Origin of the sequence: Denitraticella aggregata (assembly GCF_048158365.1) — a bacterium.
In the GTDB taxonomy this organism is placed as follows: domain Bacteria; phylum Pseudomonadota; class Gammaproteobacteria; order Burkholderiales; family Rhodocyclaceae; genus Azoarcus_F.
The window spans coordinates 1-20,848 of sequence record NZ_JBLLNL010000020.1 but is presented as its reverse complement, the minus strand read 5'-3'; the positions used below and the strand labels follow the sequence as shown (position 1 = coordinate 20,848).

The window sequence follows — 20,848 nt, the reverse complement described above, 5'->3', positions numbered from 1 at the left end:
TCATACGATGCGCTCGACACACAAATTACGCCGGGTATCGAGCGCGCGCTGGAGACAGCGCAGGCTTGGATCCTGGGCACGGCTCCGGTCACGCGATCACTGCTCGAAAAGCACCCGAACTTAAAGGTGATCGCGCGAAGGGGTGTCGGATACGACTCGATCGATGTCGCGGCCGTGTGCTCGTTGGGCAGGGTCCTGACAAACACGCCTGGCGGAGGCGAGCCGGCCGTTGCCGATCATGCGCTAGGGCTGATGCTCGCGGTTGGCAAGCGCCTGGCTGAATCGCATACGCGCTTGCAGTCGGGAGACTGGCGCGCCATCGTAGGCACGGAGCTGTATGCCAAGACGGTGGGTATTGTCGGTTTTGGACGCATTGGACGAATGCTTGCCAAGCGACTGGGCGGATTTGACGTACGCGTCCTCGCTTACGACCCCTATCTGGACGATTCGGATGCGCAGGCTGCAGGCGTCACCCGTTGTGGCTTGGAGGACTTGCTGCTGCAGTCCGACTTCATCAGCTTGCACACGCCATTGACGCCCGAGACACAGCAACTCGTCAATGCCCGTACGCTCGGCCTCATGAAGCGGGATGCCATTCTCGTGAATACCTCCCGTGGCGAGTTGATCGATGAGCCGGCGCTTCTCAAGGCCTTGCAGGATAAACAACTGGGCGGCGCGGGGCTGGACGTCTTCGTCGGCGAGAAGGACCTGCGGGCAAGAGATATCGCACAACAGCTGCTGGCCCTCCCGAACGTCATAGGCACCCCACACACGGCAGCCTCGACTCATGAGAGCCTGGCGCGCGCCAATTTCACTGCAGCTGACTGCGTCTCCGCAGCTCTTGAGGGAAGACCGATACCCGAGCATTGCGTCGTGACCGACGGAAGAGTCCCTGCACCAACCAAGCTTGGGCCAACGTCTGATCTATAATCGCGCCAGAGCGTACGCCCTGGAGCGAGATGAACGTCAATATCAAACAGCTTGAGGCCCTGTACTGGGCGGATCGTCTCGGCACTTTTCAAGCAGCAGCGAATCGGTTGCACTCGACGCAATCAGCCATTTCCAAGCGGATTGCGGAACTTGAGGAGACGCTAGGACAGCAGCTGTTTGATCGCTCGCGACGCAACGCCAAACTCACGCCGGCGGGTGAGCGTGTCGCCAAAGCTGCGGAGCAGATGTTGACCATTTCACGTCAGCTTCTGGAAAAGGGCGAGGACTCTGATGAATACCAAGCGGTCTTTCGACTGGCGGCAACCGAGGCGACCGCTCTTACCTGGCTGCCATCTTTCTTGCAGCGGGTGAAGGCGGAGGAGCCGACGTTGCGTCTCGAAGTGGAAATCCACCAAGGTGGTGTGCTACTCGAGCAGTTGAATCGCGGCGAATACGACCTCGCACTTCTGCCAGGCCCTATGTGGGGGAAGTTGTTCAAGGCATTGCCCTTGAAAACTCTGGAGCGCGCATGGATGGCCAGTCCCGAATTGAATACACCGCACAAGGCAATGAATGTAGAGGAACTGTCACAGTTCCCCATCGGGACGCAATACTCGGACACCATTCACGCTCGTTTGCAAAGCGCCTGGTTCTCCCGTGCAGGTTTCCCGCTGCGCAATTACGTGCAGTCTCACAGCGTGAGTGTGCTGGGAGAATTGGCTTTGGCCGGCCTCATTGTGGCTCAACTCCCTGTGGGTATGTACTCAGAGCAGCTACGCCGCAATGAACTTGTCCGGATTCAGGTCACTCCTGAACTGCCGGATGTGCGGTATTACGCCGTTTATCGGCAATCTACAGCGCACCGCCTCGCGGGTAAGCTTTCCGAAATCGCACATGAGTGTTGTGACTTCTCGATGAAGTCAAATCGGGTGGATATTGGATGATGAAGTTGGACTCCAATGAGCGCTCAACGCCATGAAGAGGCACTTAGCCGCATCCGTAAGCTATACGTGCCTGAAACAAGTGCGTGCCAGGCAACGCCCGAGGCGTGTGCCGAGCCAGGTGCGATCCACAGCAGCATTGCAGAGGTGGCGATAGGCGCTTACAGGGCCTTTCTACGAGGTCGATTTCTCGTTCGGGTCTGTAGGCGAGAGCTTCCTCCATGTTTTTGCACACACTCGGCCGGTAGTACGCATTCGCTGGATAGGAAAGCTGCCATTCGTGCCCCCCAGGGTTGAACGAAAGGCAAGCGAACCATTGCTGCCCATTCGGCGCATTAGGTCAACATCCGGATTGGCCGAGGACTTGTCTGAGTCGGAAGACACGCAGCCGACCTGTCCCGGATCAAATACCCGTCGTTCGCGTTGGCGGAAATTTCTCGGCGACTACGTCTCTTGAATGACCGAAAGGGTGAGTCCGAGGGAGACCAGACCGATTGTTCAATACGTGTGAAGTTGGGCCGGGAGGTCTGCGCACGCGCCGCCGCCGCTCACCTGACGCAAACCGGTGGGCCGCTCCGGCTGACCCGCCCGTTGGCAGTTGACTGGCGCAGGTGACTTGCGGCTTGATGACGAACCTCACCCGCTACGGGATCGAGCCTAACACTGATGGCCCAACAGCTATCGGAACAGCCGGGCAACAGTTGGCGGCAGAGTATCTTTCCCTGTTGCCAGCTAAGGACTGATTGCACGGGGCACCTTGCCCGTCTGACGGTAACTTTGACGGTAGGTTTGATGGCGGCAAGGTGAAAGCCATGCAGAGTGTGGCATTGTGGCAACAGTTCGATAGCCATTCGGCCAATCAAGAGGGCCTGGATAGTCTCCAGGCTGCCCGGCGTCAATTACCTTGGCCTGTCGTGTTGCCTCACGGAAGGATGTTACTCCGGCGTAATCGTCGCCTTGAGATTGTTTCGAGGTGGAGGCTGCCGCCGCGACGCGGCGGCAGCCTCCACCTCGTCGGCGTCGCCGAGTATTCGGGTTACGAGTTGCCTGGCCCGATTCGCCCGCCATGCTTTCACACGTCGCTGGAGGGTGCGCAGTTGGGCGCCGGAATATAGCTCGGGCATCATCTCGGTGAGCCGCTTCTGTAGTTGTTGGGCGCTGACGCCGGGTTCCGTCTCGAGCCACTGCTGTATTTTGGGCCATGTGTGCGCGAAAGGATCCGGGCGCGTGCGCCAGTCATGCATCGGGGCAGCCTTGCGACCATGGGTCGGACGTACCTCGCCGGCCTGCCACGGCGTACTCAAACTGGTCAGGAACTCCGCCATCGGCACCTCACTGTCCGCCCGGGCGCCTGTCACCCCGGTGGCGGTCGCCGAACATTCGGCCACATACCGCTGCGCCTCGCGCATACGGCGCAGGAGGTCGACTGGATCGAGCGCACGGCACTCCTCCTGCAGGCGCTGCCGGGTCGCTTGCGGTACGGACGTTGAACGCAGCACGCGCTCGAGCGGCGTCAGCGGCGCCTCGTAGCGCTTCGTTACCCGAGCCCCGTGGCGCGTCTTCGACTTCAACTTGAATGACGGCTGGAAGTAGTTGATGTACAGCCGCGAGACCCGATATAAGGACGCCAGCGTTTCTGTCGCTTTCAGTCCCCGCAGTTTGCCGTAGCCCACCAGGCGCCGCACGATCGAACCGTTCTTCTGCTCGACCCACGCCTGATCGTTCTTCTTGTAGGCCCGCGAGCGGGTCTGCTCGATTCCCGAGTTCCTGCAGAACTCGAACACGCCTTCGTTCATGAAGACCGTGTCGTTATCGCTATCGAGGCCTCGCAGCGGAAAGGGCAGCGCGGTACGCATGCGCTCGATGTGCTCGATGACGAATGCTTGGTTGCGAAACGGCATCGCCAGGCACTCGGTCCAGCCGGTTGCAATGTCTGTCATCACCAGACTGTGCACAAAGTCGCCGTCGATCTTGACGCCGCCGCAATGCTCGACGAGGTCGACTTCGAGATAGCCAGGCAGCGGATCGACCCAGTCGGCAAACGTGCGGATCGGGACCGCGCGGCGAATCGCGTTTCCCGCGCCTCCTGCACGCTTGCGTTGCCCGCCAAAGGCCTGTTGGCGCACGTCTCTGAGCAATCGGTCGATCGTCGCCGCGCTGATGACCAGGAGCTTCTCGCGCAGCTCGTCGGCCAGCGCCAGATGACCGTACCGCGCCATCGACTCGAGTAAAGTCGGTATCACCGCCTTCAGCCGCTTGCCGCAGATCCGGTTGGTCGCTTCCCACAGCGTGATCAGCGCAGCACGAATCTCATCGTGTAGCGCCGGCGTGGCCCCGGCCTTACCTTCGGGGGCTGCGCTTCACGGCCCAGCAAACGGATCGCGTGTTTGCGGTGATAGCCCGTAAGTTTGAGAAACTCATCCAGGATCTGCTCCTTCCCGTTGCGGTTGGACCGCCGGTATCGCTCCCCGACTGCTGTGATCAATTCCCGTCGTGTCGTCATGCTGAGTTGCCTCGCCATAGATCGCCCCTGTCAGGTCTCTGACAGGTAGCAAAATAGGTGAGGCAACCGCTACAACTCGGTAACAATTAATTCGAGTCAATGCGCCGGTCAGGCTAATTGTCGCCGGCCACTCCAGGCCCTTTTTCTTTGCACGAATCCCCACGTGGCGCGGGGTTCCGGGCGTTTGCCCTGCGGGTGCCGACGTGCCCAGATGGGCCAAATCGGCCCGTTTCCCGGCCAGCCCGATCTTGGCCCCTGACGACAGCGGGCAATAGGCCTCACCTTCGCCTGGCCACGGACCTGACGGGTCCTTCCTGGCCGGATTCGTATACGGGGGGCGCGAGCGCGCTGCCCCTCCACCGTCAGGATGCAAACCGAGGTTTGCAGGGTTTGCGGTTTGCGGTTTGCACCTCGAGATTCGACGGTGGCGATGACAGATAATATGCCTGCGTGATAGCATCTCGGCACCACAACGGGGAACCCAAGCATGCGCACAGTGATTGGCATCCGTCCGGCCAAATCTGGCCGTCGGGCAGTCGATGACGCTACCGGCCCCAAGCCCACCGTTTGGTTCGATTCCTGGCGACAGTTGGCCGGTCTGCTGTCGGACGAAAACCGCGCGCTGCTGCGCCTGATGCAGGAGCGGCAACCGCGCACTGTGCTGGAGCTGGCCGGGTGGTCTGGTCGTGCGGCCAGCAACCTGTCACGCACCCTGCGTCACCTGGAGCGCCACGGCCTGGTCAAGATGCACCGCAGCCCGGACACCCGTGCTGTGCGCCCGGAGGCGCTGGCCACCGAGTTTCTGATCGTGCTGGATTGATCTGAGAGGATTAGAGATGAAGTTCGAGGTGTATTGCGACGAAGCCAATCCGGATGTCCTGACATCCGCGAATCCCCGTGCGCGACACCTCATGATCGGCAGCCTCTGGCTACCCGAGGAATTGCGCAACGAAATCAAATCACGCGTCGGCGCGCTGCGGGAACGTCACCAGGCCTGGGGCGAGATCAAGTGGAGCAAGGTGTCACCCAACCGCCGCGATTTTTACGTCGAACTGATCGATCTGTTCTTCGCCTATGGCGACAATCTGCGCTTCCGCTGCATTGCTGTTGATCGAACCCAGCTCAACCTTGCTCTGCACGACAACGATGGCGAGCTGGGCTTCTACAAGTTCTATTACCAGCTGCTGCATCACTGGATTCTGGATTTCAACGCCTACCGGATCTTTTGCGACGTCAAGAGCAACCGCGACCCCAAGCGGCTGCCTGTACTGGCCAGATGTCTTGCACGCGCGAATCTCACGTCGAGTATCGACGGCATCCAGTCGCTGCCGTCTCATGAAGTCGTGTTGATCCAGTTGTGCGACTTGTTGCTGGGCGCGGCCAGCAGCCGCATCAACGACACCCTGCGTGACGGCACGGCCAAGGCCGCCGTGGTCCAAGGCCTCGAATCAGCACTGGGTCGGGGCGAGCGGCACAAGACCATCTGGCGCATCGCCAATGACCTGCGCGGCAGCGTCCACGGTTGGGACTTCAAGACATACGTGCTCGGCATGCTGTTCTACCGCTTCATCTCCGAGAACCTCACCGGCTACCTCAACGAGCAGAAGCGCCTCGCGGGCAACCCGGACTTCGACTACGCACGCCTGGGCGATGTCGACGCCGAGTTTGGCCGTGCCGAAACCGTGAAGGAAAAGGGCTTCTACATCCTGCCCTCGGAGCTGTTCGCCAACGTGCGCGCCAAGGCGCGCCATGACGCCAACCTGAACGAGACGCTCTCGCGCTTCTCGAAGGACAACGGCCACGGGCGCAAGAAGCAGACGGTGATGGACAAGCTGGCCGCCTTCTTCGAGCGATATTTCGGGCTGGCGAGAGTGCGATGACGATGAGGGATGGGTGTCCATGACCAAGAAGAAACCACCGCAACTGCCCAAAAACAAGGAAGTATCCCTGGTCCGCTCCTCGGCGGCCGAGTACCTGACCTTTGTGGCGGCCACCGGTGGCGGAGGCGTTGAGGCCGTCTATGCCGACGAGAGCATCTGGCTGACCCAGAAGATGATGGGGGTGCTCTACGATGTGGAGACCCACACCATCAATTACCACCTGAAAAAAGTGTTTGCCGACAGTGAGTTGGAAGAAATTTCAGTTATTCGAAAATTTCGAATAACTGCCGCCGATGGTAAGAGCTATCAAACCCAGCACTACAACCTGGCTGCAATCATCGCCGTGGGCTACAAGGTCAACTCCGAGCGCGCGGTGCAGTTCCGCAAGTGGGCCACGGGCGTCATCGAGCAGTTCACCATCAAGGCCTACGTGATGGACGATGAGCGCATCAAGGCCGGCGGTTCCGTCCTCACCGATCAGTATTTCGAAGAGCAGCTGCAACGCATCCGCGAGATTCGCCTCTCGGAGCGCAAGTTCTACCAGAAGATCACCGACATCTACGCCACGGCGATCGACTACGACGTGACGGCGCAGGCCACCAAGCGCTTTTTCGCCACGGTGCAGAACAAGCTGCATTGGGCCATTCACGGCCAGACCGCGGCCGATGTCATCTACCAGCGTGCAGATGCCGGCAAGGACCACATGGGGCTGACCTCGTGGAAGGATGCGCCCAGCGGCAAGATTCAGAAGTTTGATGTGGTGGTGGCCAAGAACTACCTCACCGAGAGTGAGATGGTGCAACTCTCCCGCCTGGTCAATGCCTATCTGGACGTGGCTGAGGACATGGCACAGCGCAAGATCCCGATGACCATGCAGGATTGGGAAACGCGCCTGAACCGCTTCATCGAGGCTACTGACCGGGAAGTGTTGCAGGACGCGGGCAAGGTGACGGCGGAAATCGCCAAGGCGCACGCCGAAAGCGAATTCGAGAAATACCGCATCGTGCAGGATCGGTTGTTCGAGAGCGATTTCGACCGGGTGCTCAAGCAGATCGAGTCCGCCAGCCCACCCGACATCGATAAGGAATAGGTCCGGTGGCCACGAAGAAGAGCGCGCCCGGTTGGAGCGATGTCAAAACCAAGCTCAGCGACTTCGATCGTGCTGCCCTGATCGGTCTGGTGCAGGACCTGTACGCGGCCAGCAAGGACAACCAGGCGTTCCTGCATGCGCGCTTCGCGCTGGGCGACGACGTGCTGAAGCCATACAAGGCCACGATAGACCGCTGGCTCTGGCCGGATGTGTTCAAGAATCAGGACACCTCAGTGGCCAAGGCCAAGAAGGCCATCTCAGACTACAAGAAGGCCATCGGCCAGCCGGAGGGGCTGGCTGAACTTATGGTGTTCTACTGCGAGCGCGCAGCCGGCTTCAGCCATGATGTCGGCTTGCAGGACGAGGGTTACTTTGACGCGTTGGTGCGGATGTTCGGGCAGGCGCTGAAGGTCATCGATGGGCTACCTCAAGATTGCAAACCCGCACTGATCGCGCGCCTGGATGCCGTGCGCCACATCAGCCACAACTTCGGCTATGGCGTCGGCGACGACATGGACGATCTCCTTGCAGAGTAAGGGATCGATCTGCCATCCCGCAATTCCGACATGCGCCCCCGATGGCATCCCCGCTTACGAGCAGTATTTGGGCGCCTGCTATAAAATTTAGCCTGAATAAATCACACTAGGCTTGCCTGCGTCATGCGTCCCTTGTCCTTGAGCCTATCTCTTGTGCTGTTGCTGTCGCTGCTGGTCCTGTTGGCGGGTTGCGGTGAACGCCCCGAGCAAACGGACCAGGCCGCCGCGCCGCCCTATGTGATGACCGCGCGCCTGGTCGCGGCCGCGGCGGGCGATCTCGGCCTCTCCGGCACGGTGCGGGCGCGGGTGGAGGTACCGCTGGCGTTCCAGGTGCGGGGGCGTATCACCGCGCGCTACGTCGATGCCGGGCAGCTGGTGCAAGCCAGGCAGCTGCTGTTCGAGCTTGATGCCAGTGACCTGGAACAGGGCGTGCGCACCGCCGAGGCGGATTTCGCCGCGGCCGAACTCGCCCTGGCGACGACGCAGGCCGATCTGGCCCGTGACCGCCGTCTGCACGACCAGGCGCGCATCAGCACCCAGGCATTTGAACGCGGCGAACTGGCGTTCCGGGAGATGCGCAGCCGGCGCGACGCGGCCGCCGCCCGCCTGCAGCAGGCACGCAATGCCCTGGGCTACGCGCGCCTGACCAGCCCGGCGGCCGGGGTGCTTATCGAGGTGGGCGCCGAACCGGGGCAGGTGATGGACATCGGCGAGCCGGTGGCCCTGCTGGCGCAGGACGGCGCGCGGGAAATAGAGGTGTACTTTCCCGAAGGCGTGACGCCCCCGCCCCGGGGAGAGCTGCTGCGTCCCGATGGCACTACCCTGCCACTCGAGCTACGCGAGACCGCCGGTGCTGTGGAGGCCCTGTCCCGCACCCAGCGCGCCCGTTACACTGTAGCCGACGACGGCGGGGCACTGGTGCTGGGCGCGGTCGTCCGTGCCCGGTTCGCCAGTCAGGCCATGCCGACGCATGCCTTCGTGGTGCCCATCGGCGCCCTCGCTGAGCGCGGCCAGGGCGCACAGGTGTGGCGCGTCGAACAGGGCAGGGTCGTGCCGGTGGCGGTTACGGTGCTGGGGCTGGACGACCGTACGGCGCGCATCACGGGGCCACTGGCGCTGAACGAAACGGTGGTGGCTCTGGGGACGCACCTGCTGCGTGAGGGCATGGCGGTGCGGGAACTGCCCCGATGAACTTTCTCAACCTGTCCGCGCTCGCCGTGCGCGAGCGCGCGGTCACGCTGTTCTTCCTGACCCTGGCGGTGCTGTTCGGACTCTATGCCTTCCTGTCTCTGGGGCGCGCCGAGGACCCCGCCTTCACCGTGCGTGTCATGCTGGTCCAGGTGGCCTGGCCCGGGGCCACCCCGGAGCAGTTGCGCGACCAGGTGGTCGACCGGCTGGAAAAGCGCATCCAGGAGGTCGAGTACCTGTACCGGATCGAGACCACCATCCGCCCGGGGCAGGCCATCCTGCAGGTGGAGTTCGAGGATTTCGCCCCGCAGGCAAGGGTGCCCGACCTGTTCTACCAGGTGCGCAAGCGCATGCAGGACGAGTGGCACAACCTGCCACCGGGCGTGATCGGTCCGATCGTCAACGACGATTTCTCGGACGTGTTCTTCAGCCTCCTGGCCCTGAGTGCGCCTGGGATGCCGTTGCCGGAACTCACCCGTGAGGCGGAGCGCATCCGCGACCACCTGCAGCGCATCGAGGGCATCCAGAAGGCAATGTTGCTGATGGAGCGCAGCGAGCGGGTATTCCTCGAATTCGACAATGCCCGGCTGATGAACCTGGGCCTGGCGCCACAGGAAATCTTCGCCGCCATCGATGCCAGCAACCGGCTGCTGCCCGCGGGACGCATCGAGACCGACGGCCCGCGCCTGTACCTGCGCCTGGAGGCCGACCTGTCCGATCCCGCCACCCTCGCCGCCACCCCGATCCGGATCGGCGACCGCATCCTCAAGCTGGCCGACCTCGCCACCATTCGCCGTGGCCACGAAGATCCGCCCAGCCACCTGGTACGGGCGCGGGGCGAGGACGCGGTGCTGCTGGGTGTGGTCATGCACAACGGCGAAAACGGCCTGGAACTGGGGCAGCGGCTAAAGGACTTCCTCGCGAAGGAACGCGCCCGACTGCCCCTGGGCATGACGCTCATCCAGCTCACCAACCAGGCCGATGCCATCAGCGGCGCGGTAAACCTGTTCCAGATCAAGTTCCTGGTGGCCGTGGCGGTGGTCATGGGGGTCAGCATCGTCGCCATCGGCCTGCGCGCCGGCCTCATCGTCGGCATCGCCGTGCCGGTCACCCTGGGCATCACCTTCCTGGTGATGCTGCTGCTGGGCATCAACCTCGACCGCATCACGCTGGGCGCCCTGATCATCGCGCTCGGGCTGCTAGTGGACGACGCCATCATCGCCGTGGAGATGATGCTGGTGAAGCTCGAGGAAGGCTGGGACCGTGTCCGCGCGGCCGCCCACGCCTGGAACGTCACCGCCGCCCCCATGCTGTTCGGCACCCTGGTCACCGTAGCCGGCTTCCTGCCTATCGGCTTTGCCCAGTCGGGCGTGGGCGAATATGCCGGCAATATCTTCTGGGTGCTGTGCATCTCGCTGCTGGCCTCCTGGCTGGTGGCGGTGGTGTTCGCGCCCTACCTGGGGGTGAAGCTGCTGCGCGAGGTACCCAGGGCAGATCAGCACGACCACGCCACCATCTATCACACCCCCCTGTACCTGCGGCTGCGGCGCCTGATCACCGCCTGCGTGACCTGGCGCAAGTCGGTGGTGGCCGCCACGCTCGGCCTGCTGGCGCTGTCCGTAGTCGGCATGATCGTACTGGTGGAGAAACAGTTCTTCCCCGGCTCCGATCGCCCCGAGGTGCTGGTCAGTGTGCAGCTGCCACAGGGCAGCAGCATCGCCGCGACCGATCGCACCCTGCGGAAGATCGAGGCCATCCTGGCCCCCCTGCCCGAGGTGGAGACCCTGTCCGCCTATGCCGGTGTGGGCGCGCCACGCTTCTTCATCTCCGCCAACCCCGAGCCACCCGACCCGGCCTTCGGCAAGATCGTTGCCGTGGCACGGGATGACACCACGCGCGATCAGGTGATGGCCATACTGGAACGGCATATTGCCGACGGTGAGTTCCCCGAGGCACGGGTCCGCGTCTACCGCCTGCTGTACGGGCCGCCCGTGATCTGGCCGCTGCAGTTCCGTGTCGTCGGCCAGGATCCCGATACCCTGCGTGCCATCGCCCACCAGGTACGCGATCAGTTCGCCCGCAACCCGCACGTCTACGACGCGCACCTGGAGTGGGACGAACGCGTGCCGGTGCTGCACCTGAAGACCGATCCCGAACGCCTACGCCTGCTGGGCCTCACCCCGCAGGACCTGGCCGGGCAGCTGCAATTCCAGCTCGAGGGCGCGCCGGTGACCAGTTTGCGGCAGGACATCCGCAGCGTGGAACTGGTCGCGCGTGGATCGCAGGCAGGACGCAAGCTCGACGTGCAGGCCCTCGATGGCCTGGAACTGCTCAGCCACGAGGGGCGCAAGCTGCCGCTGCGCCAGGTCGGCGATCTGGAGGTGCATTACGAGGAACCGGTCATCAAACGCTACAACCGTGAGCCCTTCATCGCGGTGCAGGGCGAATTGCGCGGCGCGCAACCCCAGGATGTGACCGCTGATCTGTGGCAGACGCTCGCACCCCTGCGTGCCGAGCTGCCCCCGGGCTACCGCATCGATCTCGGGGGCTCGGTCGAGCAATCGGGCAAGGCCGATGCCTCGATCCAGAAGCTGCAACCGGTGATGGTGGCCTTCATGCTGATCTTCATCATGCTGCAGATGCGCTCCTTCAGCGGCACCTTCATTGTGGTGGCCACCGCGCCCCTGGGACTGATCGGCGCGGTGCTCGCGCTGTTGCTCTTCAAGCAGCCCTTCGGCTTCGTGGCCCTGCTGGGACTGACCGGCCTGGCGGGCATCCTGATGCGCAACACCCTGATCCTCACCCAGCAGGTGAGTGACAACTTCGAGGCCGGCATGGACGCCTTCGAGGGTGTGGTCGAGGCGGCCGTGCAGCGCGCGCGCCCCGTGCTGCTGACCGCGCTGGCCGCCGCGCTCGCCTTCGTGCCGCTCACCTTCGACAGCTTCTGGGGACCGCTCGCCTATGTGTTGATCGGCGGCGTCGTGGTCGGTACCGCCATCACCATCCTGTTCGTACCGGCCCTGTATGCCCTGTGGTTCCGCATCCGCCCGGTCACTCCAGCCTCCTTACCCGGTACACCTCCTCCAGCGAGGTGATGCCCGCGCGCGCCTTGCGCAGGGCCTGCTGGGTCAGCGGCCGCAGCCCCTGCTCCAGGGCCAGCATGCATGAGTCATCCAACCAACCAACAAGCGGTCAACTGCGGTTTCTAGGATGATTGCGTGACGGGGTGTGAACACTTTGGTCCTGGTGCTGACCGAGCGGACCGAGCATCTCGACGCCATTCGCGCCGCACTGGATGGGCATGAGCCGGGCCCGTTCGTGTTACACGGCCGAATGTCGAAGAAGCAGCGAGGTGCCCTCATTTCCCAATTGGGTGCCTTGCCGCCCGACGCGCCCCGAATCCTGCTGGCGACGGGAAAGCTCGTCGGCGAGGGCTTCGACCATCCCCCTCTCGATACCCTGGTACTGGCGATGCCGGTTTCCTGGAAGGGAACGCTGCAGCAGTACGCCGGCCGCCTGCACCGGGATCGTGTCCCGGGCCATGCTGACCCACCCCATCGATGAAGAAGCGGCGAGGTTCTACACCTGGTTCGGGTTCATCGTGTCACCGCTGCGCGAGCAGCAATTGCTGCTGCTTTAGGGCGCTCTACTGCATTCGCGCCGGACTGTGGTTGGAGCAGGAACACATCGGTATCCACTGGCTAGCCCAGCGCCTTCAGCTGCTTGCTGGCGCGACTGCAACCGATTGAGCCATCTTGCCATAAGACCACAAAAAGACTATATTAAGTCCTAATCAAATCTGGGGTAAGGCCGTGCGCTACTCATCACAAGTCAAGCCGATCAGCTATCTCAAAGCCAACGCTGCCGACGTTCTCAAGCACCTCGCGGAGCAGCGTGAACCGATGGTCATCACCCAGAACGGTGAGGCCAAGGCTGTCCTGCAGGACGTCGCCTCGTTCGAAGAGACGCAAGAAACACTGGCCTTGCTAAAAATTCTTGCGCTGGGCCATCAGGATGTGGCCGCCGGCAAGGTCAAGCCTGTGGCAGACGTCGTTGTCCGCCTCCGCGCCAAGCGAGCCTCAGTCTGATGGCAGGCACACCTGCCAAGTTCGAAGTTCTGCTCACCCAGGGTGCGGAGCAGGACCTGGAGGCCATCCACGACTACATCTCCGAATTCGACTGCATAACCAACGCCAACTATGTGCTGGATGAGTTGATGAACGTTGTGGAGAGCCTGTCGAGATTCCCGGAGCGCGGTAGCTATCCGAAGGAACTGGTCGGCCTTGGGAACAAAGAATATCGCCAGACCTCCTTCAAGCCGTACCGCGTGATCTACCGTGTCACAGGCAGCCAGGTCATCATCTACCTGATTGCTGATGGGCGCCGTGACATGCAATCGGTTCTTGCTCGCCGTCTGCTTGGCGCTTGAGTCGCATGTATCTGAGCATTGCAGACATCCTGCTCATCACGAGCATCGTCCAGTCGCTCGCGCTGGCGGTCTTCCTGCTGTTGCCTGCCAACATCGGACTGCTCAGCAATCGCTTGCTGCTGGTGACGGTGATCTGTTTTGCAGCCTGGCTGACCGAGATCTTTCTCTATGGCACCGGCTTGGCACTGAAGCACCCCAATCTGGCCTATATAGGCACCCTGGTGGCGTTGCTGCAGGCGGGCACGCTGCTGCTCTATGCCAGATCGCTGATGTATCGCGATTTCAGACTGCGCAAGGAACACGCGATCCACACCTTGCTGTTCTGGGTGGTCGGTGCGATCTTTCTGGTCGAGTACTACCTCCAGCCCACCGACGTGAAGCTTCGGATCCTGATGCAGCGGGACCACCCGGGGGTACTCACTTCGCCCTTGCTCGCGGTCGCGATACATCTGGTGTTTCTCGGTTACCTCTATGCGACGATCCGCACGATCAATCGTTTCGGTGTGGACGTCCGCCAGATCTTCTCGAACATCGAGAACAAGCAGCTCGCGTGGTTGCGCACCTTGCTGATCGGCTATTCGGTGGTGTGGACGGTCAGCATGTTCTACTGCCTGTCCGCCCATGTGTTCAGGGGGGTTGCGGGGGCCGAGTGGGTGGTTGCCATCGGTGCCGTCACCGGGTTTGTGTTCATCAATTACCTGCTGCTCAACGCCTTGCGACAGCCGATCATCTTCTCGGGACTCAGCGCCGAGGAGGCGGATCTTCTCGCGGCAGGCGGGCAGACCGGCGCGACGTCCTCGCCCGACGCCGCCCTGGTCCAGCGCCTGACGCGTCACATGGACGAGGCCGGTCCCCATCTCAACGCGAACCTCACCGTGGAGCAGCTCGCTAGGCAGCTTGCGGTGCCACCCCGCGAGCTTTCGCGGGCGATCAACCAAGGCTTCGGCCAGAACTTCTTCGAGTTCGTGAGTGCGTATCGTGTGGCGGAGGCGAAGCGTCGCCTGGAAGATGGCGCCAACACCGACAGCATCCTGAACGTCATGTATGACTCGGGATTCAACTCCAAGTCGGTGTTCAATACCGCGTTCAAGAAGGCGACCGGGCTGACTCCCAGCCAGTATCGGGCGCAGCGCGACTAGCTCGGGGCGCGTCGGAACTGCCTGCGCGCGGTTCGACTTTTCGCACGACAAAAAACGAACCTGTATCGCCTTGAAAACAGGCGCCTTTCTTCGCCTGTGCCGCCTCGTACGATTTCCCCTTCGCGAACGAAGGCCGCCGTCGCTTTCCCTACCATGTTCATCAGGAAGCGAGCCACGGGGCGGTGAAACCTCGCCCTTCGGCAGAGTCTTCCGTACGCAGGCAACCAACCATTGTTATCGAGGAACACTGTAATGAAACCAGTAATTCGCAAGACTCTGTATGCATTCGTCGCGATCACCGCACTCAATCTGTCACTGATCGGCAACGCCTCCGCGCACTGCGACGCGCTCGACGGACCGGTGATCGGCGAGGCACGAAGCGCCCTGTCCGCGGGCGACGTGACGCCGCTGCTGAAGTGGGTCCCCGCAGCGGATGAAGGCACGATCAAGACGGTGTTCGACAAGGCCGTTCGCGTCCGCAAGCACGGCGGCGAGGCACAGGAATTCGCGGACCAGCAGTTGTTCGCGACGCTCGTGGAAATTCATCGGGCCTCCGAGGGCGCACCCTTTACCGGCATCAAGGCGGCGGGGAACATCGATCCGGCGGTGAGGGCCGCCGACGCGGCACTGGCTCAGGGCGAGATCGACGCGCTCATCAGCAAGTTCGCCCACAAGTTCGAGGAGAACGCCCGGGAGCGCTTCGCCACCGCCGTAAAGACCAAGGCCAGGGCGGACGGGAGCGTCGCCGACGGTCGCGAGTTCGTCGAGGCATACGTCCAGTACGTGCACTACCTCGAGAATGTCCACAACGCCATCTCGGCCGATGGCGCGCATGACGCCCATTGAGCCCTGACGGGTCCGCCCGTCCCGTCGAAGGCCGGTCCCCATGTCGATGCGGACCGGCTGCTGCATGTGGGGCGCGGCAGTGGGTCGCAGCGGGGACTCGATCGCCACACGGACCACCTGTGATCCCGGACAAAGCCACGATTGCGGATATAGTGACAGGCTACGCGCAGTTCTCACACCCGGGGGCTGCGACCGACGGCAAGGTGCCGAGGAGCGAACCCAGTACGTGAAGACCCCAAGCAGAATCGAACCCCTGGTGGCCGACGGGCTCGTCGACCAGGTCATGCGGCAGCTCATGAGCGGCAAGGAAGCCACGGTCTATGTGGTGCAGTGTGGCGACCAGATGCGCTGCGCCAAGGTGTACAAGGAAGCCAACAAGCGCGGTTTCCACAAGGCGGCCGACTACACCGAGGGGCGCAAGATCAAGAACAGCCGCCAGGCGCGCGCGATGGCCAAGGGCTCGCGCTACGGTCGGCAGGAGCAGGAAGCCGCGTGGCAGAGTGCCGAGGTCGACGCGCTGCGGCTGCTCGCCGCGGCGGGCGTGCGCGTACCGACCCCGTACGACTTTCACGAGGGCGTCCTGCTGATGGAACTGGTGACCGACGAAGACGGCGAACCCGCACCGCGGCTCAACGACGTCGTGCTCGACGAGGAGGATGCGCGCCGCTTCCATGCCGGGCTGCTGCGCGAAGTCGTGCGCATGCTGTGCGCCGGCATCGTCCATGGAGACCTGTCCGAATACAACGTGCTGGTCGACCGCGACGGACCGGTGATCATCGATCTGCCGCAGGCCGTCGACGCCGCGGCCAACAACAACGCCCGCGCGATGCTCGAGCGCGACGTCGACAACCTTGCCGCCTACTTCGGCCAGTTCGCCCCGGATCTGCTCGGCACTGCCTACGGCAAGGAGATCTGGTCCCTTTACGAGTCCGGCAAGCTGCGGCCCGACAGTGTGCTCACCGGGGTCTTCAGGGCGGAGGACGGACATGCCGACGTCGACGAAGTCATGCTGATCATCGAGGCGGCGCGCAAGGAAGAGGACGCGCGCCAGGCGGGCAGGGTGGAGGTCGACGCCGCCTGAGACAAGAACGGCATGGCGGGCTGGAATCCTCCGATGTGTCGGCCGCCATGCTTCAGGGCTGGAACGCGAACGTTCCGTCCGGGCAGGCCAGCCCGGCGCTGACGATGACGTAGTTCTGGTTGGCCAGGCTCCGGTCGATGTGCTCGTAGGGGTCGGGCGTCGCCGCGTAGCGGCAGACCCGGTCAGGGTGGGTCGAACCCCAGCCGTACGGCGCATGCTGCACCCCATCGAGTGACAGCCGCAGCCGGCCCGACCAGACATGGCGGGTGAGGCCGCCGATGGTCGCGAGCGCGTTGGCGGCGACGATGCACACATAGCTGATATGGTCGGGATAAGGCTTGAGCCCGGCCGGCGTCGCGCTGTCGTCCCAGCATTCGTGGTCGGGGTGGGCGAGGCCGGTTGGCTCGAGCAGCATCACCCCGATATCGCTGTCGGCGCTGCTCACCGGCCCGGGCAGACGCGTGTCGAATCCGACATGGCCGGCGAGCAGGTAGTAGGCCGTCTCGTCCGGCGGGCTGTCGCCGCCAGCGTCTTCAGGGATGTCCGGCGACGAAGGGTCCGGGTCGATGCGCTCGACCGAGGTGACCTCGCCGGTGATGTTGTCCAGCGTGATCTCGACCGTGTCGACCGCCCCCGGCGGCGTGAACACGCTGGTGCCATCGCCCTGGTCGAGCGCGCCGACCGGCACGGCCGGATGACGCGCCTGCACCGAGAAGGGCGGATGCGCGCCGCCCGCGTCGGACCCGGCGTAGGCGGCGGTGGCCGGCAGCCAGTGCGGGTTGTTGGCCGAGATCAGCGTAGCCGCCTCGACCTCGCGCGGGACGCCGTGTGCATCCACCCACGCAACGCCCACCCGCACCGCCTTGTGGCGACCGGGCGTCGTGCGCTCGACCACCGTCCAGTTGCGCGAGAAGGTGGCCAGGCCCGCGCTCAGCTCGTCGGAGCCGTCCGTGATGTCCGTCGCGTAAGACAGTCCGTCCCCGTCCGGAGCCAGCGTCTCGAAGCTGCGAAACGCCTCGAGTCGTGCCTCTGCCAGTTCGACCGCGATCGTCTGCTCGCGGTTGAAGCCGGTGCCCTGGATCATCAGCGTCTGGAATCGACTCAGCGCCATCAGGCCAAAGCCCATGATCGCAACCGACACCAGTGCCTCGATGAGGGTGAACCCGTGCGACCGTCGTCGAGATGAAGCCATGATGCGCCCCCGCGATGCAAACCGTAATCGTCAGAAATCGCGCCAGGTGCCCGGCACGCGCACGAAGCTGCCGTATTGCGCGCTCAGGGCCTGCAATATCGCCGCGTCATGGATCAGACGGGGCACGCCGTCGGCGCTGAAATCGTCTTCCACGATCGCGGCGCCCACGATGACCGAATCGTCCGCCGGCGTCGCATGCCAGTCGAGCGAGCCGGCATAGACCAGTCCATGGATGGTCGTGGCGCCGCGAATCTCGAGCGCGCCGTCGACGACCAGGATCACCGGATCGGACGGACTGCCCAGCGTCGCGTCCTGCAGGGTGTAGCGTCCGGCGTCGATATCCACCCACACGATCGCGCCGCCGTGACCGGCGAGTGTGGCGCTGCAGTGGCCAGCGCACTCGAGGCGCTCATCCGCGACCAGGCGGTAATGTTGTTTCTGCGTCCCGAAGAAACCGTAGAAGAACGCCGTCGCGGGCGTCGCGGACAGCGCTGCGTCGTTTTCTGCAAGGCTTGCGGCCGGCGGGGTGCCGGGCAGCGTCATCAGGTGGTGGTCGGCGCGGTTGATCACCGCGCCGCCGGCATGCACCGTGAGCCCGGCCAGCGCGGTGTCGGTGTTGGCGATCCGGACCCCCGAGTGATTCAGATCCGCCTGACCCCGCAGCGTCAGGGCGGCGACCGGCGGGGCCAGCAGGGCCGGGGCGAAGGCGAGCACCTCCGACGTGCGTGCGGTGTTCGGGCATGAGGCCGAGCACGGCTCGCAGGCTGGCGCGCCGTCGAGCGCCTCGCGCCAGCACCCGCGGGCGTCCACACGCAGCATGGAGAACCGCATGCCGTCCGGCGTCACGTCCTGCAGTGCGATCGCCGCGCTCTTGAAACCGGTCGATTCCGCGTCGATGGCGGACAACGCGTCGTTCGAGTGCGTCTGCACGGTGTCGACCGGCCCGGTATGGATGCCGTCGTCCTGGAGCAGCAGCGCCGCCCGGCCGCTGCGGGTGCGAAGGCGCGCAGCCGTCAGTTCCAGCCCGGCTTCCGCGGCCATCCGGGCCTGGCTCGAGCGCAGATAGTTGCCGGCCACGGTCTGGTCGGCCACCAGGCTGCGTTGCGCCACGACGCTGCCCAGCGTCATCGCTGCGAGCAGGATCAGCGCGATCAGCAGCGTGGCCGCACCGCCGTGGCGGCGGGGAGACGGGCCGAGCCGGTGCGTGAGCGGGGCCATGTTCGTGAGCCTCACCGGATGTAGTCGTCGTTGCGGATCCGGACCTCGCGGGTCACGGTGCGCACCAGTTGAGGATGGTTCGGCACCGCGGCCGTCGCGGTGATGCGCAGCATGCGGATCGTCAGCGCATGCGCGTGGTCGAAGTCGACCGCGCGCTCGGTCGGCGTGATCTCCAGCTGTGTGAACCGGGTCGCCGTGGCGTCGGTGAGCGACAGCCACTGACCATTGGCATGGTATTCGACCGCGCCACTGCGCAATCGAAAACCGAATCGTGCCGGTTCGCCGCTGTCGTCGGCATCGTAGGCGTAGCTGATCGCGCTGCCGGACACGCTGAAGATCGGTGTCGGCGGGCCGGCTTCGGCACAGCCGTCGAAGAAGCTCGCGTTGCAGATCACCGGCTGCGGGAGGTCCAGGTGCGCGTTCCGCCAGAAGCCTGCGCGCCGCAGATCGCGCACCATGAAGTCCAGCGTGGAGCGGATCTCCTGCTCGAGCCGGATGCCGCGCAGCAGATCGAACTGGTTCTTGTTGAAGGTGACGAAGAAGCTCAGCAGGCCGGCCAGCATAAGCAGCGCGATGCTCATGCCGATCATCAACTCGACCAGGCTCACGCCGGCTTGTCCAGGTCGCGGGTTCGGCCTGTCGCGGCGCGGCCTGCGACGCACCGGGCGCTGGAGGAGGCGGTCGGCACGCGCCCGCATCATCGACCCCAGCACCGTAGCGCGTCGCCACCGTCGGCGGTGTATTGCGCGCTACCGCCCAGCCAGCGCAGCCTGATGTCGCCGCAGGCATCGCCCGACTGCGCTCCCCGTGGCGAGGCGGTGGCCACGAAGGTGTCGCCATCCAGCGCCAGGTCCAGCATGTAGTGTCCGTCCGGTGACGTGGCGGCGAGGCCGAGCCCGGCGAGGCTGTCGGCATAGCCCAGGCCCATCGCACGTCGCTTCTGCTGCTCGATCTCGACGCGCAACAGCGCGGCGTGGGCGTCGGTTCGACGGGCCTTGTGCAGATGCTGCGCGTAGCCCGGATAGGCGATCGTCGCCAGGATCGCGATCACCGCCACGACGATCATCAGTTCGATCAGCGTGAAACCGCAGCGCCGATGTCGCGATGAATGTCCGCGTCGCACGCACAGCGGACGCACGAGCTTCGACACGACCACACGTGGGTCGGGCCCGCAGCCGGGCGCATCGAACCGGCTCACGATGGGCCTCAGCATGCCGTGTAGCCGGCGACATGCGCGCTGCCTGCCGGTGAGCAGGTCCGCACCCGTCCGACGTTGGCGACGATCACGCGCACCTCGTGGCCGCTGCGCGAACGAAGCCTGACCGTGGCATTCGTGCCGAACGACGTGCCGTTTAGCGCGTCGAAGCGCGTGACCGGGCGGCTCGCGCTCGCCTGCACGCCGGGGTACTGCGCACCGTCGACGACCGCCAGCACCCGCGACGCATCACGAAAGATCGTGCACGCGCCGGGCAGGGCAGGGTCGGCCAGGGCAGCCGTGCATGCGCCATCGTCATGAAGGCCGAGCCGCCACACCGGGTCGTCGGCGCCCGGGTGCGTCACCGTCATCGGCTTCATCTGCCGGATCGCCTCGGAGCGCGCAAGCTGCAGATGCGATCGCACCGCCTCCGCCGCCCCCTCCAGCCGGCGCTTATCGATCAATGCGGCATACGCACCGGACACCATCGTCAGCAGCATCGCCAGCACGGCGATCACCACCAACAGTTCCATCAAGGTCACGCCACCAATGTGTCTCCGGTCCATGTCATATGTATAAACCGGAGAACCGGATTATGCAATATGCAAAAAGTGCAACGGAAACGGGAAATAGAGGAAACAGGGCGAAACAGGGCGAAACAGGGGACAGACCAGAATGGC

At 64.0% G+C, this 20,848-nt stretch carries 19 protein-coding genes and 1 pseudogene; 14 read left to right on the top strand and 6 right to left on the bottom strand.

All coding sequences use genetic code 11. The annotated features are described in order from the left end of the window. Nucleotides 1-930 (top strand): phosphoglycerate dehydrogenase (locus ACKVEX_RS16040; RefSeq protein ID WP_473216746.1); only part of this gene is annotated, 930 nt, incomplete at its 5' end. A 29-nt stretch (nt 931-959) separates the two neighbouring features. Continuing rightward, nucleotides 960-1,874 (top strand): LysR family transcriptional regulator, encoded by a 915-nt coding sequence (locus ACKVEX_RS16035; RefSeq protein WP_473216745.1) that lies wholly within the window; start codon nt 960-962, stop codon nt 1,872-1,874. A gap of 932 nt (nt 1,875-2,806) precedes the next feature. Here ACKVEX_RS16035 and ACKVEX_RS16030 read toward each other — a convergent pair. Next, nucleotides 2,807-4,392: pseudogene (locus tag ACKVEX_RS16030) on the bottom strand (integrase catalytic domain-containing protein). Nucleotides 4,393-4,861: 469 nt separating this feature from the next. Between ACKVEX_RS16030 and ACKVEX_RS16025 the strand changes: the two are divergent. From ACKVEX_RS16025 to ACKVEX_RS15970, 12 genes are all read left to right on the top strand, one after another. Further along, nucleotides 4,862-5,194, top strand: a complete 333-nt coding sequence (locus ACKVEX_RS16025) for an HVO_A0114 family putative DNA-binding protein (RefSeq protein WP_473216744.1) — start codon at nt 4,862-4,864, stop codon at nt 5,192-5,194. Nucleotides 5,195-5,210: 16 nt separating this feature from the next. After that, the gene (locus tag ACKVEX_RS16020) at nt 5,211-6,254 is read left to right on the top strand and encodes a type I restriction-modification system subunit M N-terminal domain-containing protein (RefSeq protein WP_473216743.1); all 1,044 of its coding nucleotides are present in this window, start codon (nt 5,211-5,213) and stop codon (nt 6,252-6,254) included. A gap of 19 nt (nt 6,255-6,273) precedes the next feature. Further along, nucleotides 6,274-7,344 (top strand): virulence RhuM family protein, encoded by a 1,071-nt coding sequence (locus ACKVEX_RS16015; protein ID WP_473216742.1) that lies wholly within the window; start codon nt 6,274-6,276, stop codon nt 7,342-7,344. Between the two features lie 5 nt (nt 7,345-7,349). Then, complete coding sequence (locus ACKVEX_RS16010; RefSeq protein ID WP_473216741.1) at nt 7,350-7,880, top strand: hypothetical protein; 531 nt, start codon at nt 7,350-7,352, stop codon at nt 7,878-7,880. 123 nt (nt 7,881-8,003) lie between these two features. Beyond that, nucleotides 8,004-9,071 (top strand): efflux RND transporter periplasmic adaptor subunit, encoded by a 1,068-nt coding sequence (locus tag ACKVEX_RS16005; RefSeq protein WP_473216740.1) that lies wholly within the window; start codon nt 8,004-8,006, stop codon nt 9,069-9,071. Further along, nucleotides 9,068-12,163, top strand: coding sequence for an efflux RND transporter permease subunit (locus ACKVEX_RS16000; protein ID WP_473216739.1), 3,096 nt, complete (start codon nt 9,068-9,070; stop codon nt 12,161-12,163). Before ACKVEX_RS16005 ends, ACKVEX_RS16000 begins: the two co-directional genes overlap by 4 nt. Before the next feature lie 133 nt (nt 12,164-12,296). Next, nucleotides 12,297-12,632 (top strand): DEAD/DEAH box helicase, encoded by a 336-nt coding sequence (locus ACKVEX_RS15995; protein WP_473216738.1) that lies wholly within the window; start codon nt 12,297-12,299, stop codon nt 12,630-12,632. Between the two features lie 248 nt (nt 12,633-12,880). After that, a complete protein-coding gene (locus ACKVEX_RS15990) occupies nt 12,881-13,156 on the top strand; it encodes a type II toxin-antitoxin system Phd/YefM family antitoxin (RefSeq protein ID WP_473216737.1) in 276 nt (91 codons plus the stop codon). After that, entirely contained in the window at nt 13,156-13,497 is a 342-nt protein-coding gene (locus ACKVEX_RS15985; RefSeq protein ID WP_473216736.1) for a type II toxin-antitoxin system RelE/ParE family toxin, read from the top strand. The genes ACKVEX_RS15990 and ACKVEX_RS15985 overlap by 1 nt, the downstream gene beginning before the upstream one ends. Before the next feature lie 5 nt (nt 13,498-13,502). Further along, on the top strand, nt 13,503-14,636 hold the full coding sequence (locus ACKVEX_RS15980; protein WP_473216735.1) for a helix-turn-helix domain-containing protein: 1,134 nt from the start codon (nt 13,503-13,505) through the stop codon (nt 14,634-14,636). A gap of 252 nt (nt 14,637-14,888) precedes the next feature. Then, a complete protein-coding gene (locus tag ACKVEX_RS15975) occupies nt 14,889-15,482 on the top strand; it encodes a DUF6448 family protein (protein WP_473216734.1) in 594 nt (197 codons plus the stop codon). A gap of 226 nt (nt 15,483-15,708) precedes the next feature. Beyond that, nucleotides 15,709-16,563 carry a PA4780 family RIO1-like protein kinase gene (locus ACKVEX_RS15970; protein WP_473216733.1) on the top strand — a complete coding sequence of 285 codons (855 nt, stop codon included), beginning with the start codon at nt 15,709-15,711 and terminating at the stop codon, nt 16,561-16,563. A gap of 52 nt (nt 16,564-16,615) precedes the next feature. Here ACKVEX_RS15970 and ACKVEX_RS15965 read toward each other — a convergent pair whose 3' ends face one another. Genes ACKVEX_RS15965 through ACKVEX_RS15945 form a run of 5 tightly spaced genes read right to left on the bottom strand, consistent with a single transcriptional unit; the run spans nt 16,616 to nt 20,734 of the window. After that, nucleotides 16,616-17,755: a prepilin-type N-terminal cleavage/methylation domain-containing protein gene (locus tag ACKVEX_RS15965; RefSeq protein ID WP_473216732.1), complete on the bottom strand. Its 1,140-nt coding sequence runs from the start codon at nt 17,753-17,755 to the stop codon at nt 16,616-16,618. A gap of 30 nt (nt 17,756-17,785) precedes the next feature. Further along, on the bottom strand, nt 17,786-18,973 hold the full coding sequence (locus ACKVEX_RS15960; RefSeq protein WP_473216731.1) for a PilX N-terminal domain-containing pilus assembly protein: 1,188 nt from the start codon (nt 18,971-18,973) through the stop codon (nt 17,786-17,788). Nucleotides 18,974-18,984: 11 nt separating this feature from the next. After that, entirely contained in the window at nt 18,985-19,671 is a 687-nt protein-coding gene (locus tag ACKVEX_RS15955; protein ID WP_473216747.1) for a prepilin-type N-terminal cleavage/methylation domain-containing protein, read from the bottom strand. After that, nucleotides 19,671-20,186, bottom strand: coding sequence for a type IV pilin protein (locus ACKVEX_RS15950; RefSeq protein WP_473216730.1), 516 nt, complete (start codon nt 20,184-20,186; stop codon nt 19,671-19,673). Before ACKVEX_RS15950 ends, ACKVEX_RS15955 begins: the two co-directional genes overlap by 1 nt. Next, nucleotides 20,180-20,734: a GspH/FimT family pseudopilin gene (locus ACKVEX_RS15945; RefSeq protein ID WP_473216729.1), complete on the bottom strand. Its 555-nt coding sequence runs from the start codon at nt 20,732-20,734 to the stop codon at nt 20,180-20,182. Before ACKVEX_RS15945 ends, ACKVEX_RS15950 begins: the two co-directional genes overlap by 7 nt. Nucleotides 20,735-20,848 lie beyond the last annotated feature (114 nt).